Source organism: Streptomyces sp. NPDC002004, from assembly GCF_053593975.1.
This window is the reverse complement of the sequence record NZ_JBSFDP010000001.1, coordinates 393,900-408,621: the sequence shown is the minus strand read 5'-3', so window position 1 is coordinate 408,621 and position 14,722 is coordinate 393,900. Positions and strand designations below refer to the sequence as shown.

Annotated in this window: 11 protein-coding genes, 3 tRNA genes and 1 pseudogene; 8 read left to right on the top strand and 7 right to left on the bottom strand. The window is 71.7% G+C overall.

The window, feature by feature from the left end; all coding sequences use genetic code 11:
• Positions 1-56 precede the first annotated feature (56 nt).
• Positions 57-1,235, top strand: coding sequence for an RNA polymerase sigma factor (locus tag ACWCP6_RS01780; RefSeq protein ID WP_450930316.1), 1,179 nt, complete (start codon positions 57-59; stop codon positions 1,233-1,235).
• 3 nt (positions 1,236-1,238) lie between these two features.
• Here the strand turns inward: ACWCP6_RS01780 and ACWCP6_RS01775 are convergent, their stop codons facing one another.
• From ACWCP6_RS01775 to ACWCP6_RS01760, 4 genes are all read right to left on the bottom strand, one after another.
• Positions 1,239-3,164 carry an ABC transporter ATP-binding protein gene (locus ACWCP6_RS01775; protein WP_450930315.1) on the bottom strand — a complete coding sequence of 642 codons (1,926 nt, stop codon included), beginning with the start codon at positions 3,162-3,164 and terminating at the stop codon, positions 1,239-1,241.
• Entirely contained in the window at positions 3,164-4,897 is a 1,734-nt protein-coding gene (locus tag ACWCP6_RS01770) for an ABC transporter ATP-binding protein (protein WP_450930314.1), read from the bottom strand. Before ACWCP6_RS01770 ends, ACWCP6_RS01775 begins: the two co-directional genes overlap by 1 nt.
• A 318-nt stretch (positions 4,898-5,215) precedes the next feature.
• Positions 5,216-6,670, bottom strand: coding sequence for a xylulokinase (locus ACWCP6_RS01765; protein ID WP_450930313.1), 1,455 nt, complete (start codon positions 6,668-6,670; stop codon positions 5,216-5,218).
• 87 nt (positions 6,671-6,757) lie between these two features.
• Entirely contained in the window at positions 6,758-7,060 is a 303-nt protein-coding gene (locus ACWCP6_RS01760) for a YtxH domain-containing protein (protein ID WP_450930312.1), read from the bottom strand.
• 158 nt (positions 7,061-7,218) lie between these two features.
• Between ACWCP6_RS01760 and ACWCP6_RS01755 the strand changes: the two genes are divergently transcribed.
• From ACWCP6_RS01755 to ACWCP6_RS01745, 3 genes are all read left to right on the top strand, one after another.
• Positions 7,219-7,291 (top strand) — tRNA-Asn (locus tag ACWCP6_RS01755).
• Between the two features lie 5 nt (positions 7,292-7,296).
• Positions 7,297-7,369: transfer RNA gene (locus ACWCP6_RS01750), tRNA-Asn, on the top strand.
• 197 nt (positions 7,370-7,566) lie between these two features.
• Positions 7,567-7,643 (top strand) — tRNA-Ile (locus ACWCP6_RS01745).
• A 513-nt stretch (positions 7,644-8,156) separates the two neighbouring features.
• Here ACWCP6_RS01745 and ACWCP6_RS01740 read toward each other — a convergent pair.
• Positions 8,157-8,543: pseudogene (locus ACWCP6_RS01740) on the bottom strand (SRPBCC family protein); the annotation flags it as partial.
• A gap of 105 nt (positions 8,544-8,648) precedes the next feature.
• Between ACWCP6_RS01740 and ACWCP6_RS01735 the strand changes: the two are divergent.
• From ACWCP6_RS01735 to ACWCP6_RS01725, 3 genes are all read left to right on the top strand, one after another.
• A complete protein-coding gene (locus ACWCP6_RS01735) occupies positions 8,649-8,978 on the top strand; it encodes an ArsR/SmtB family transcription factor (protein ID WP_450930311.1) in 330 nt (109 codons plus the stop codon).
• On the top strand, positions 8,975-9,400 hold the full coding sequence (locus ACWCP6_RS01730) for an SRPBCC family protein (RefSeq protein WP_450930310.1): 426 nt from the start codon (positions 8,975-8,977) through the stop codon (positions 9,398-9,400). The genes ACWCP6_RS01735 and ACWCP6_RS01730 overlap by 4 nt, the downstream gene beginning before the upstream one ends.
• Before the next feature lie 91 nt (positions 9,401-9,491).
• A complete protein-coding gene (locus ACWCP6_RS01725; protein WP_450930309.1) occupies positions 9,492-10,115 on the top strand; it encodes a TetR-like C-terminal domain-containing protein in 624 nt (207 codons plus the stop codon).
• A 13-nt stretch (positions 10,116-10,128) separates the two neighbouring features.
• Here ACWCP6_RS01725 and ACWCP6_RS01720 read toward each other — a convergent pair whose 3' ends face one another.
• Both ACWCP6_RS01720 and ACWCP6_RS01715 read right to left on the bottom strand, forming a co-directional pair.
• Complete coding sequence (locus ACWCP6_RS01720) at positions 10,129-11,766, bottom strand: GAF domain-containing protein (RefSeq protein WP_450930308.1); 1,638 nt, start codon at positions 11,764-11,766, stop codon at positions 10,129-10,131.
• A complete protein-coding gene (locus ACWCP6_RS01715; RefSeq protein ID WP_450930307.1) occupies positions 11,763-12,800 on the bottom strand; it encodes a rod shape-determining protein in 1,038 nt (345 codons plus the stop codon). Before ACWCP6_RS01715 ends, ACWCP6_RS01720 begins: the two co-directional genes overlap by 4 nt.
• Before the next feature lie 236 nt (positions 12,801-13,036).
• Here ACWCP6_RS01715 and ACWCP6_RS01710 point away from each other — a divergent pair, with 236 nt between their 5' ends.
• Positions 13,037-14,383, top strand: coding sequence for an MFS transporter (locus tag ACWCP6_RS01710; RefSeq protein WP_450930546.1), 1,347 nt, complete (start codon positions 13,037-13,039; stop codon positions 14,381-14,383).
• Positions 14,384-14,722: the final 339 nt, after the last annotated feature.

Genomic DNA, 14,722 nt, shown 5'->3' with positions numbered 1-14,722 from the left:
CCCGCCGTACCGCTGTCGCACGCCTCAGCAGCGCGATCACCCTGGAGGTCGCCCCCGTGCAGACCCAGACCCTGAGCCAGACGACGCCCGCCCCCGCCCGGGACCGCACCGGTCCGGACGCCGATGCGGAGTCCGAGATCCTTTCCGCGGTGCCCGCGCAGAGCCGGGCCGCACACCATCCCGAGGCGGAAGCGGAACCCCGGGCCGAGGCCATCGACGAGGACGCGGCCCCGGATTCCGACGAAGCCGGCCCCGACGGGCCCGAGTCCGACGCGGGCGGGTCCGTCGAGCTGCCCGTCCCGCGCGCCCGCGCCGACACCAGCGGGCCGTCCTCCGATCTGTTCCGTCAGTACCTGCGCGAGATCGGCCGGATCCCGCTGCTCTCCGCGGAGGAGGAGGTGGAGCTGGCCCGCCGGGTCGAGGCCGGTCTCTTCGCCGAGGAGAAACTGGGCAGCACCCCCGACCTGGACTCCCAGCTCGCCCTCGACCTCGACCGGCTCGTCGTCATGGGGCGGATGGCCAAGCGGCGCCTGATCGAGGCGAACCTGCGGCTCGTGGTGTCGGTGGCCAAGCGGTACGTGGGACGCGGGCTGACCATGCTCGACCTGGTCCAGGAGGGCAACCTCGGGCTCATCCGGGCCGTCGAGAAGTTCGACTACGCGCGCGGCTACAAGTTCTCCACGTACGCGACCTGGTGGATCCGCCAGGCCATGTCCCGCGCCCTCGCGGACCAGGCCCGCACGATCCGCGTCCCGGTCCATGTCGTCGAGCTCATCAACCGGGTCATCAGAGTGCAGCGGCGGATGCTCCAGGAACGGGGGTACGAGCCGACCCCCGAGGAGGTCGGTGCCCAGCTCGACCTGCCGCACGAGCGGGTCAGCGAAGTCCTGCGGCTCGCCCAGGAACCCGTGTCGCTGCACGCGCCCGTCGGCGAGGAGGACGACGTCGCGCTCGGCGACCTCATCGAGGACGGGGACGCGGCCAGCCCCGTGGAGTCCGCGGCCTTCCTGCTGCTGCGCCAGCATCTGGAGGCCGTGCTGTCCACGCTGGGCGAGCGCGAGCGCAAGGTGGTGCAGCTGCGCTACGGACTGGCCGACGGCAGGCCCCGCACCCTGGAGGAGATAGGACGGATCTTCGGCGTGACGCGTGAACGCATCCGCCAGATCGAGTCCAAGACCCTCAACAAGCTGCGGGACCATGCCTTCGCCGACCAGCTCCGCGGTTATCTCGACTGAGGCTCAGTCGACCTCGGCCACCGCCTGCGCGAACTGGGCCTTGTAGAGCCGCGCGTACGCGCCCTGCGCCGCCAGCAGCTCCGTATGCGTGCCCTGCTCAACGATCGAGCCGTTCTCCATCACCAGGATCGTGTCCGCGTCCCGGATGGTGGAGAGCCGGTGCGCGATGACGAAGCTGGTGCGCCCGTGCGCGAGCTGGGCCATGGCCTTCTGGATGAGGACCTCGGTCCGGGTGTCGACCGAGCTGGTCGCCTCGTCCAGGACGAGGATGACCGGATCGGACAGGAACGCCCGCGCGATGGTGATGAGCTGCTTCTCGCCCGCGCTGACGCCCGTGCCCTCGTCGTCGATGACGGTGTCGTAGCCATCCGGCAGCGTACGGATGAACCGGTCCGCGTGCGCGGCGCGCGCGGCCGCCTCGATCTCCTCGCGGGTGATGTCGCGCGAGGCGCCGTAGGCGATGTTCTCCGCGATGGTGCCGCCGAACAGCCAGGTGTCCTGGAGCACCATGCCGATCCCGGAGCGCAGTTCGTCCCGGGACATCCTGGCGATGTCGACGCCGTCCAGGGCGATCGTGCCGCCGGTGACCTCGTAGAACCGCATCAGCAGATTCACCAGCGTGGTCTTTCCGGCGCCCGTCGGGCCGACGATGGCGACCGTGTGGCCCGGTTCGACCTTCAGCGACAGGTTCTCGATGAGTGGCATGTCCTCCTCGTAGCGGAAGGACACGTTCTCCAGCTCGACCCGGCCGCGCAGTTCGTCCGGGCGCTCGCCCTGCACCGGGTCCGCCCCCTGCTCGGGAGCGTCGAGGAGTTCGAACACGCGCTCCGCCGACGCGACACCGGACTGCACGAGGTTCGCCATCGAGGCGACCTGGGTGAGCGGCATCGAGAACTGGCGCGAGTACTGTATGAACGCCTGCACGTCACCGATGGACAGGGCGCCGGACGCCACGCGCAGACCGCCGACCACGGCGACCAGTACGTAGTTCAGGTTCGACACGAAGAACATCAGCGGCTGCATGATGCCGCTGTTGAACTGCGCCTTGAACGCGGCGTCGTAGAGCGCCTCGTTCTGCTCGGCGAACAGCTTCGCCGACTCCTGCTGGCGGCCGAAGACCTTCACCAGCGTGTGGCCGGTGTACATCTCCTCGATGTGCGCGTTCAGCTTGCCGGTGGTGCGCCACTGCTGCACGAACTGCGGCTGCGACCTCTTGCCGACCTTCGTCGCGATGAGGAACGACATCGGGACGGTGACGAGTGCCACCAGTGCGAGCAGCGGCGAGATCCAGAACATCATCACCAGCACGCCGATGATCGTCAGCAGCGAGTTGATGAGCTGACCCATCGTCTGCTGAAGGGTCTGGCCGATGTTGTCGAGGTCGTTCGTGGCGCGGCTCAGCACCTCGCCGCGCTGGCGCTTGTCGAAGTACGACAGCGGCAGCCGCGACAGCTTCGCCTGCACCTCGCCGCGCATCCGGAACACCGTCTTGTTGATGGCGCGGTTCGACAGCCGGGTCGCCACCGCCATCAGCAGGCCCGCCACCAGGAACGTGACCAGTGCGAGGCCCAGCACCGAACCGACGGAACCGAAGTCGATGCCCTTGCCGGGCGTGAAGTCGAGCCCCGACAGCATGTCCGCCATGCCGCCCTGACCCCGCCTGCGCAGCCCCTCGATCGCCTGGTCCCTGGTGATACCGCCGGGCATCTGCCGTCCGACGATGCCCGCGAAGACCAGGTCGGTCGCCCGGCCCAGGATCTTCGGGCCCACCACGGACAGCGCGACGCTCAGCACACCGCAGACCAGCATTCCGTACATCGTCAGCCGCTCGGGCCGGAACTGTCCGAGCAGCCGTTTGCCCGAGCCCTTGAAATCCATCGAGCGCTGGTCCGGGCCGCCCCCGGCCATCCACCTCGCCGGCCCCGCCATCAGGCAGCCTCCGCTTCCGTCAGCTGGGAGAGCACGATCTCCCGGTAGGTCTCGTTGCCCGCCATCAGCTCGTGATGGCGACCGGTGCCGACGACCCGGCCCTCGTCGAGGACGACGATCCGGTCCGCGTCACGGATGGTGGAGACGCGCTGCGCGACGATCACGACCGTCGCCCGGGAGGTCTCCTCGGCGAGCGCGGCACGCAGCGCCGCGTCCGTCGCGTAGTCCAGCGCCGAGAACGAGTCGTCGAAGAGGTAGATCTCCGGCCGCTGCACCAGCGTCCGCGCGATCGCGAGCCGCTGCCGCTGGCCGCCCGACACATTCGTGCCGCCCTGGGAGATGGGCGCCCCGAGGCCGCCTTCGAGCCGCTCCACGAAGTCCTTGGCCTGCGCCACCTCCAGCGCGTGCCACAGCTCCTCGTCCGTCGCGTCCGGGTTTCCGTAGCGCAGGTTCGTCGCCACCGTCCCGGCGAACAGATAGGGCTTCTGCGGTACGAGCCCGACCGTGCGTGCCAGCAACTGCGGTTCGAGCGTCTGCACGTCCACGCCGTCGACCCGGACCGATCCCTCCGTCGCGTCGAACAGCCGCGGCACCAGGCCGAGCAGCGTCGACTTGCCGCTGCCCGTCGAGCCGATGACGGCGGTGGTCTCGCCGGGCCGCGCGACCAGGTCGACCGCCTTCAGGACGGGCTCCTCGGCACCCGGATAGCGGAATCCCGCCTCACGGAGTTCCAGATGGCCGTGAGCGCGCAGCTCCCGCACCGGCTCCGCCGGCGGCACGACGCTGCTCTCGGTGGACAGGACCTCCTGGATGCGCTCGGCACAGACCTCCGCGCGCGGCACCATCATGAACATGAAGGTGGCCATCATCACGGACATCACGATCTGCATCAGATAGGCGAGGAACGCCGTCAGCGCACCGATCTGCATGCCGCCGCTGTCGATGCGGTGCGCACCGAACCACACCACGGCGATCGACGACACGTTCACGACGGTCATCACGATCGGGAACATCAGGGCGAGCATCCGGCCGGTGCCCAGGGACACCTCGGTCAGCTGCCCGTTGGCGCCGCGGAAGCGCTCCTTCTCGTAGTCGTCGCGGACGAACGCGCGGATGACGCGGTTGCCCGTGATCTGCTCGCGCAGCACGCGGTTCACCGTGTCGAGCCGCTCCTGCATGGTGCGGAACAGCGGCCGCAGCCGGCGCACGATCAGGCTCACACAGATGCCGAGGAACGGCACCACGGCGAGCAGCACCCCGGACAGCGGCACGTCCTGGCCGAGGGCCATCACGATGCCGCCGACGCACATGATGGGCGCCGAGGCCATCAGGGTGAACGTCATCAGCGCGAGCATCTGGACCTGCTGCACGTCGTTCGTGGTCCTCGTGATGAGCGACGGCGCGCCGAAGTTCCCGACCTCGCGCGCCGAGAACGACTGGACCCGGTCGAAGACGGCGGCCCGCAGGTCCCGGCCGAGCGCGGCGGCGGTACGCGCGCCGAAGTAGACGGCTCCGATGTTGCACACCATCTGGACGACGGTGATGCCGATCATCAGTGCGCCGAAGGAGAGGATGTAGCCCGTGTCGCCCTTCACGACACCGTTGTCGATGATGTCGGCGTTGAGGGTGGGCAGATAGAGGGTGGCGCACGTCTGCAGGAGCTGCAGCAGCACCAGGAGGGCTATGGGTTTCCGGTACGGACTCAGGTGGGTCCGTAGAAGTCGTATGAGCACACTCGAACTTTCGGGATCGTGAGGCGGTCGGCAGATCTGTGCACCACCCCCTATCGTCCGACACTCCACCCGTGTTACCTCAAGCGAATAAGCCAAGAGGGAACCGGATGGACCCCGGTGGAGACCCCGGACGCGGGACCGGAAGCTCCGGTCCCGGATCTGTGCATCCATCAGGTTCGATGTGTACGTGTATGGGCGCTGTTGTCCTTGTATGTCCCGCAGGAGCGGGTCACGGGTTCCCCGCGGGTCCGTGTGCCGGGCGCCCCGTGCGCCGGGTGCTCGAGGGGGCGTGCGCCGGGATTCCGGGTCCGCCCCGGGTCAGGCCCCGAACGCGCCCGGGTGCGTCTGCTCCCGCACCGCCGTGAACTGCTGGCGCACCGCCTGTCCGACGGGCAGATCGTCGCCGGCTTCGAACACCTGGACGGCGGCGCTGTGCCACACGGGTGGTGTCCGCGGGTCGACGGTGTTCTGCGCGGCGCCTAGCGCCCAGGCCGCCTGCCGGGCCGCGCCGAGCGCCGCGTAGTCCGCGGGCTGCGGCACGACGACCTGCGCCCCGAACAGTGCGGGCGCCGCTGCCTGGACGGCGGACAGCCCCGCCGCGGCCCCGAGCAGGAACACCCGGCGCACCTCGACCCCGCGGCCGCGCAGCACGTCGAGCGCGTCCCCGAGCCCGCACAGCATGCCCTCGAACGCGGCCCGTGCCAGATGCTCCGGCTTCATCGACTCGCGCCGCAGCCCCGCCAACGTACCGGCGGTGTGCGGCAGGTTCGGTGTCCGCTCGCCCTCCAGGTACGGCAGCAGGACGAGCCCGTGCGAGCCGGGCGTGGACTTCATCGCGAGGTCCGACAGCGTCTCCAGGTCCGGCACCCCGAGCAGTTCGGCCGTGCCGCGCAGCACGCGGGTCGCGTTGAGGGTGTGCACGACGGGCAGGTGCATACCGGTGGCATCGGCCAGCGAGGTGATCATCCCGCTGGAGTCGACGAGTGCCTCGCGGTGCACGGCCATCACCGAGCCGGAGGCGCCGAGCGAGACCACCGCGTCGCCGAGCCCGATGCCGAGCCCGAAGGCGGCGGCCATCGTCTCGCCGGTGCCCGCGGAGATCAGCAGCCCCTCCGGCGTGGTGCCCGCGGCCTCGGCCGGACCGATCACCTCGGGGAGCATCGCCTGGTGGCCGAGCGCCAGCTCCACCAGATCGGGGCGGTACGCGCCGGTGGCCGCCGACCAGTAGCCGGTGCCGGAGGCTCCGCCGCGGTCGGTCGTGCGGCGCGCCGGACGGCCCAGGAGCTGCCACACCAGCCAGTCGTGGGCCTGCAGCACGAGCCCGACGCGCCGGGCGGACTCCGGTTCGCACTTCGCCAGCCAGCGCAGCTTGGTCACGGGCTGCGCGGCCCCCGGGACGCTGCCGACCGCGGAGGCCCAGGCCTCGCGGCTGCCGAGTCCGTCGATCAGATCGGCGGCGGCGACCTGGGCACGCCGGTCGTTGCCGACGAGGGCGGGCCGCACGGTGGCGCCCTGCGTGTCGAGCGGCACGACCGCGTTCTGCTGTGCGGACACGCCGATCGCCTGCACGCCTTCGAGCAGCCCGCCCGTGGCTGCCTCGCCCAGGGACAGCAGCCACGCCTGCGGATCGACGTCGGAGGGGCGGCCTCCGTCGGGGCCGGCCTCGAGGGGATGCGGGGCATAGCCCTGCCTGAGCACGGCCCCCGTCTCCGTGTCACAGACCACAATGCGCGTGAAATCGGGCGAACTGTCCAACCCGGCGACTATCCCCATGCCGGGCATTCTGCCGTATGGGTGAGGCGGGATGGTGTCGGTGTGACGTACGTCGGGTGCTGTTCTCCGCAGCCCCGCGGCGCGGGGTCAGGTGTTGCTCGTGCCCCAGTCGTCCTCGCCGCCGTTCCGGCTTCGCTCACGCAGGGAGCGGACGCGGTCGGCCACCGAGTCGGGCATACGGTCACCCACCTTGTCGCTCACCGAGTGGTACGCCTCGCCGGCGATCCGGCGCCCCTGCTGGGCGGCGGTCTCGGCGGCGTTGCGCACGGCCGGGTTCTGGGCGAAGTCGCGGAACGACTTCTTCAGCTGCTCGTAGCGCTCCCGCCCGGCCCGTGCCCCGAGCACATAGCCGAGGCCCAGTCCGGCGACGAATGTGAGCCGGTAGCGCATGGCTGCCACCCTTTCCCTTGGGTTCGCTTGCGTCGACGACGGTCGCGGGGGATACCGATTGGCGGAGCACCCCCCTGCTTGCGCTAATGTATGTGTCGCAGCGAACGTCCGCCGCCCGGCGAAGTTCCAGGTAGGTACGTTCGGTGCAATCGAGGCAATCCTCCGTAGCTCAATTGGCAGAGCAGCCGGCTGTTAACCGGCAGGTTACTGGTTCGAGTCCAGTCGGGGGAGCTCGATCCTCCGTAGCTCAATTGGCAGAGCAGCCGGCTGTTAACCGGCAGGTTACTGGTTCGAGTCCAGTCGGGGGAGCAGCCGAGAAGGACGATGAAGGGCCCCTCCGGGGTCCTTTTTCATGTCCCGGTCCCTGTTCATTCGCGTTCCCGGGAACCGTGCGGGCACGCCTGAAGTCCTCATGGTCGGCGAAGCCGGCCACGTGAAGCAGGAGATCGTATGAGCGGCTATGCTGCGGCACACGGCGCGCACACTTGTACGCGACACGCCGCTATGGGGCGGTAGCTCAGCCGGTTAGAGCAGCGGACTCATAATCCGTCGGCCGTGGGTTCGAGTCCCACCCGCCCCACCATGACACCCTCGGTGCAGGAACGTTTCCAGCTGCACGAACAGTGTGTCCCCGCCCACTGAGGGTGCGGGGAGCGACACGCCAGGGATCGTTGTCCGGCCCCGCGACCCGCCCGGGATTCCCACGACCGCAACGCGCAATGACCCCTCGGCCGGTCGTCCGCCGCGGCCCGCGCTCCGTGCTCACCCGCGCCGGTCACCGCCGGGCGCACCGCCGCCCTCCGCCGGCCCCGGCCGCACCGGAGCAGCCGCGCCGACGAGCGGCCGTGCAGCCGGGCATCCCTGCAGCGTCGCCCGTCGCCGTCGCCCGCTTGCCCGGAACGGTCCGGTCCGTCTGCCCGACCCGTGATGCCACCGCCCCGCGGGCGGAATCGCGCCGCCCCGCATCGACGCGGACCGATCCCCGGTCACGCCGACGAGCCCCCTGAACGGCCCATGAGGACCGCAGGGGGCTGTGCCGTCCGGACGTGAACGGGGCCGGGGCGGCGTCCGGTTGGCCCCGGCCGCCGCGCGACGGTCAGGCCCGCGCCGCCGACGGCCCCAGCAGGTTGCGCTCCAGATCGCGCAGGTCCTTGCCGATGGACGAACGGACCTGTCTCGCCATCACGGGCGCGGCCAGGCGGTAGAGGCGGCCGGCGTCGCCCCGCACCCGGATACGGGCGACGGTGCCCCGGGGGTGCGCGGTGAAGCCGTACGTGACGTGCATGGGCATCGGGCCCGCCACGGACACCATGTCCAGCAGCTCCGGAGGGTCGTACGCCGCGACGCGCAGGACGTAGTCGATGCGCCTGCCGAGGAAGTGCGCGGTGCGGGTGACTTCGGCGCCGACGCCGAATCCGCCGGTGTCCGCCTCCCGGGTGAGTTCGGCCGTGCGGATGCCCTGGGTCCACTCGGGATCGTTCCGTCACTCCATGGCGTACCCGGTACCCGTCCGGGCGGCGTTCGTTTTGGCCGAGACTAAAATGACGGCGCTGGATCGCAAGCTGTAGCGGCGACTAAAATGAGCTCCATGGATGCGGTACGAGCGGTCGCCGAACCCAGACGGCGCGAGATCCTCCGCCTGGTCTGGGACGCGGAGCTGTCCGCGGGCGAGATCGCCGACCGGTTCGACATCACCTTCGGCGCGGTCTCCCAGCACCTCAAGGTGCTCCGGGACTCGGGTCTGGTTACGCTGCGCCAGGAAGGCAGGAAACGCTTCTACCGCGCCGACCGCGAAGCCCTGGGGCCGCTGGCCGACTATCTCCAGTCCATGTGGGCGGCCAGGCTGGACACGCTCGCCGAGCTGGCGGAAGCGGCCGGGCGGGACGAGCCCGAGGACTCCGAGGGGGCGCGCCCTTGAACACGAACGTGGTCACCGTGGAACGGCACATCGCCGCCCGGCCCGAGACGGTGTTCTCCTTCTTCACCGACCGGGACAAGTGGCTGTCCTGGATGGGCGAGGACGGCGAGTTCGACTTCCGGCCCGGGGGCGCCTACCGGACGACCGTCACCGGCGGGAACGTCGCCGAGGGCCGCTTCGTCGAGGTCGACCCGCCCACACGGCTCGTCTTCACCTGGGGCTGGGCGGAGGGCTCGATGCCCGTGCCGTCCGGTTCGAGCACCGTCGAACCGGTCGCGGACGGCGCCCTGTTGCGCCTGGTCCACCGCGACCTGCCGTCCCCGGAGGCCTGCGCCGCGCACGAGGAGGGCTGGGTGCACCACACGGACCGGCTCGCCACGGCGGCGGCGGGCGGCGATCCGGGACCCGACGACTGGATGTGATGCGCCGGGAGGCGTCGTCGGGCACCGAGATGCGGCGAAACCGTGGATCCGGTGACTGTTGCCCCATACAAGCGCATTACATTGGGCGCCGATGACTGAGCGACCCCCACCCGGCTCCACCCGCCCCGGCGGGCGCACGGCCCGTACCCGCGCGGCCGTCCTCGCGGCGACCATGGAGGAGCTCGAGGAGGTGGGGTTCGGCGCGCTGACCCTGGACAGGCTCGCCGTGCGCTCCGGCGTCCACATATCGACCATCCGGCGCCGCTGGCGCACCGTCGAGGGCGTCGTCGCCGACCTGCTGGCGCAGCACAGCAAGACGCTCCCCACGCCGGACTCCGGCGACTTCCGGCGGGACCTGCACCAACTGGCCCAGGCCATCGCCGACTTCCACGCCATGCCGCGCAACCGGAACCTCGTCGAGTCCCTGGTGGCGTCGGCCGCGCACGACCCACTCGTGTCGGAGATCGTGCGGGGTGCGTTCCTCGCGCGCGTCGAGCACGTGACACTGCTCGTGAGCCGCGCCGTCGCCCGGGGCGAACTGGCGCCGGACACCGACGCCATGGAGGTCATCGCGGCCCTCGGCGCCCCCTTCTACTACCGGCTGCTCATCCTGCGCCGGCCCATCGACGGTCGCCTGGTCCACATGAGCGCCGAGGCGGCGTACGAGGCGGCACGCGCCGGAGCGTTCCGCCCCGGCGAGGAGGCGAACGGCTGACGGACCGGCGGTGTCACAGGGGCGACTGCCAGGTCATCGTCGTGCCCGTGCCGCCCGTCCGGGTCGTACCGTCGTCCCGGACCGTCAGCCGGACGGCGGGGCGGCCGTCCGCGAGAGCGGCCTCGGCGTCGACGGTGACGTCGATCCGCGTCGTGCCGGTACGCCGGGACGCGGCGGCGAGGGCGCGCCGCAGGGTGGCCAGGAGGTGCCCGGCCGTGGGGTCGCCGATCCGGGCGTCGACGGCCCCCGTGAACCGTACCGAGGGCCGGAACCCCAGCACCGCCGCGGCGCCCGCCGTCTCGCGCAGCACCTTGCCGCGTACGGTCGTCGGCGCATCCGCCGGGGGCTGCTGGAGTGCGAAGATCGCCGTCCGCACCTCCTGGATGGTGGCCTCGAGTTCCTCGACGGCCTGTTCGAGCATCCCGCCGACCGCGTCCCCGGCGTCCCCCGTGTCTCCCGTGTCTCCCGCGCCCCCGGCATGCCTGTCGTCCCCGTCGTCCGCCCGACGGCGGGTGGACTCCAGCATCATGCCCGTCGCGAACAGGCGTTGGACGACCAGGTCGTGCAGGTCGCGGGCGATCCGGTCGCGGTCCTCCAGGACGGCCAGCCGCTCCCGGCTCTGCTGGGCGTCGGCCAGGACGAGCGCGAGTGCCGCCTGGGACGCGAACTGTGTGGCGAGCAGCCGCTCCACCGGCGTGTACGGGCGGCCCCCGCGGCCTCGCGGCAGCGCGAGCGTACCGATGAGACGGCCCGCCGCCTGGAGAGGCAGCATCATGCTCGGTCCGAAGCGGGTCCGTACGTGCGTCGTCATCCGCGGGTCGGTCGCCGAGTCGTCCACGAACACCGGCTCTCCGCCGAGCAGTTGCTCCAGGACCGGGCTGCCCGGCCGGATCGTGGTCCCCACCAGGTCGCCCGGGTCGTCGAGCGGAGAGGTGGACGCCGTGACGATCTGCATGCCGCCCTCGTCGGTGGGCTGGAGGATCACTCCCGCGGCGGCGTCCGCGAGCAGCCGGGCCCGCTCGGCGACCGTCATCAGCGCGTCCTCCGCCGCGTCGCCGGAGAGCAGCGCGGTGGTGACGGCGGCGGCTCCCTCGATCCAGCGTTCGCGCTGCCTGGCCGTCTCGTACAGCCGCGCGTTGCCGATGGCGATGCCCGCCTGCGCGGCCAGCACGCGCAGCAGCTGCTCGTGCTCCTCGGTGAACGGCCCGCCGCTCCGCCCCGCGAGGTACAGGCTCCCGAAGACCTCCTCCTGCACATGGATCGGGACGCCGAGGAAACTGCCCGTCTCCGGATGGCCGGGCGGTACGCCGGACGAGCGCGGGTCCTGGGCGAGGTCGGCCACCCGCAGGGGCCGTGCCTCGCGGATCAGCACGCCGAGCAGCCCGTGCCCCTCGGGCAGCGGGCCGATGCGGTCCCGCTCGGACTCGGACAGACCCGTCGTGTACAGGTCGGTGACATGGCGGCCGTCAGGACCGACCACGCCGAGCGCGGCGTAGTGGGCACCGGTCAGCTCGGCCGCGCTCTCCACGAGGTGCTGGAGCGTGGCGCCCACGGTGGGATCGGCGCCGACACGGAGCACGGCCTCCAGGAGGCGGGGGAGGAGACCGGACGGGAGCGGCTGCTCCCTCCCGTCCCCGCCTGCCGGGGTCACAGCGACAGCGGGTCCAGGACCATGGGCTGGATGGTGCCCTCCAGCATGGCGCCGAGCCCCAGGATCACGCAGACGTCGGGCCGGTCGGCGATGGACACCGGCATGCCCGTGGCCTCGCGCAGCATCTCGTCGAGGCCGGGCAGCAGCGCGCTGCCGCCGACCATCATGATGCCGCGGTCGGCGAGGTCGGCCACCAGGTCGGGCGGGCAGTTCCGCAGCACCTTCCCGATGCCGTCGAGCACCGCGGTCAGCGGCCGGCTGACCGCGTCGCGCACCGTGGCCGTGTCCACGCGCACCGACCGGGCCAGCCCCGTGGCGACGTCCCGGCCGTGGATCTCGGTGGACGAGGGGCCGTTCAGGGTGAGCCCGTTGCCGTGCAGCGCGATCTGCAACGGCCGCACCGACTGGGACGGCAGTATCAGCTCGTGCTGGGTGCGCAGATGCTGCACGATCGCGCTGTCGATGGCCTCGCCGCCGACCGGGATCCGCTGCGCGGTCACGATCGAGCCCAGCGACAGCACCGCGACCTGCGTGGTGGCCGCCCCGCACACCAGGATCATCGTCGCCTCGGGCTGCTCCACGGGCAGCCCGCAGCCGACACCGGCGGCGATCAGCGTGTCCACCAGCTCCACGCGCCGTGCGCCGAGCCCCACCATCGTCTCGACCGCGGCGCGCTGCGCCAGCGGATCCGCGTCGTGCGGGGTCGCTGCGGCGGCACGCAGCCAGGGCTTGCGGCGCAGGGACCTGCGCAGCTTCTCACCGAGCAGGTGCCGCAGCATCCGCTGCGCCATCTCGATGTCGACGACCGTCCCGCCGGACACCGGGCGCATCACACGGATGTACGCGGGCGTGCGCCCCGTCATGCGCTCCGCGAACTCGCCGACCGCGATCAGCGAACCGGTCCGCGTGTTCACCGCCGCGGCGCTCGGTTCGTCCACGACGAGTCCGGAGCCGCGCACGAAGACACGGGTGCGCGCGGCCCCCATGTCCACGGCGATGTGGCAGCGGCGCAGCTGCTCCAGACTCGCGGTCATGGCAGTTCCTCCAGAGCGCGGACCGACGGACCGCCGGATGACGGTCCTGTTCTGCATCGTCCGCCGCCCCACGGCGACCCGCACGGCGGAATGAGCCGCGTGGGGCAGCGCCGCACGGGTGGTTCCGGTGAGGTCCACTGTGATGAGTCCGCCGTGCCACTCGCCGATGATCTTGACACTGGCGAAAATCCGGTCGGCGGGTTCCGGGGCCGTTGTTAGCATCCCGTGTGACCAGCATGACCTCGGACGAAGAAGACAGGACGGCGGCCGGACGGGCCGCCGGGACCACGGAGCGGACGGACGGCGACGGGGACGAGCCCCGGATACCCGGCGGGCCCGCCGCCGCGGACCGGCGGCGTATCCTCGCCGATCTGACCCCGCTGCGCACCTCGGCCGACTACCGCCGGCTGTGGACCGGCAACACCATCTCCTGGATCGGCCAGGCGATGACCGCGCTCGCGGTCTCCCTCCAGGTGTACGACATCACCCGCTCCTCGTTCTCGGTCGGGCTCGTCGGGCTGTTCTCGCTCGTCCCGCTGGTCGTGTTCGGTCTGTACGGCGGTGCGATCGCCGACACCGTCGACCGGCGCAAGCTCGGCCTGTACTCGGCCGTCGGCTCCTGCGTCCTCTCCGTCGCCCTTGCCGTGGCCGCCTTCGCCGGCTTCCACCATGTCTGGTACCTGTACGGGATCGTCGCGCTGCAAGCGGTCTGCGGGGCCCTGAACTCGCCGGCCCGGACCTCGATGGTGCCCCGGCTGCTGCCGCCCGAACAGCTGCCCGCCGCCAATGCGCTGCAGTCCATGACGACGACGTCCGGCACGATGTTCGGCCCCATGCTGGGCGGCGTCGTCGTCGGCCTGTGGGGCTACCAGGCCGCGTACACCATCGACGCGATCGCCTTCAGCACCGCCCTGTACGCGATGTGGCGGCTGCCCTCGATGCGGCCGGACGGCGCGTCGGACCGTTCGAAGCGCGCGTCGGTCGTCGACGGCCTGCGCTTCCTCGCGACCCGGCCGAACATCCGGATGACGTTCTTCTCCGACATGTGCGCCATGGTGCTGGCGCAGCCGCGGGCGCTGTTCCCCGCGATCGCCGTCCTCTGGTACGGCGGCGACGCCCGGACCACCGGCCTGCTGGTCGCCGCGCCCGCGGTCGGGGCGCTCCTCGGCAGCGTCTTCTCCGGCTGGCTGGGCCGTATCCGGCGGCACGGGCTCGCCATCCTGATCGCGGTCGCCGGCTGGGGCGGCGCCGTCGCCGTCTTCGGTCTGACCCGGAACCTCTGGCTGGGGGTGCTCTTCCTGGCGCTCGCCGGCGCCTCCGACACCGTCTCCATGGTGTTCCGCTCGACGATGCTCCAGGCGGCCACGCCGGACGAGATGCGGGGGCGCCTGCAGGGCGTCTTCATCGTCGTGGTCGCGGGCGGCCCGCGGCTCGGCGACTTCATCGCCGGCTCGGCCGCCGACCTCACCTCCCCGGCGACCGCCGTGACCGGCGGCGGCGTCGCCTGCGTGGTCGCCGTGGCCCTGCTCGCCCTGAAGTGGCGCCGTTTCGCGCGCTACGACGCGAGGTCGCCGGAGGCGTAGCCGGGGAGGCATCCGTCCCGGAGCCGCGCGGCCCTGGGGGCGCCCCTCCTGACACGCACGGCCCGGGAACGCGGGCCCCGGCACGCGGGGTCCCGAACACGGCGCCCACCGCGGCGTGTTCGGCCGCGGGCCGGCGGCCATCTGCGACTGTGCCGGGTCCGCGGCCATCTGCGACTGTGCCCGGTCCGGCGGCCATCTGCGACTGTGCCCGGACCGCGGCCATCTGCGACTGTGCCCGGACCGCGGCCAACCGCGACTGTGCCGGGTCCTCGGTCCCCCGCGGCCGCGCCGGTCCTCGGCCACGAGTGACGCGGGCGACCCACTCCGGACGCCCGCGGC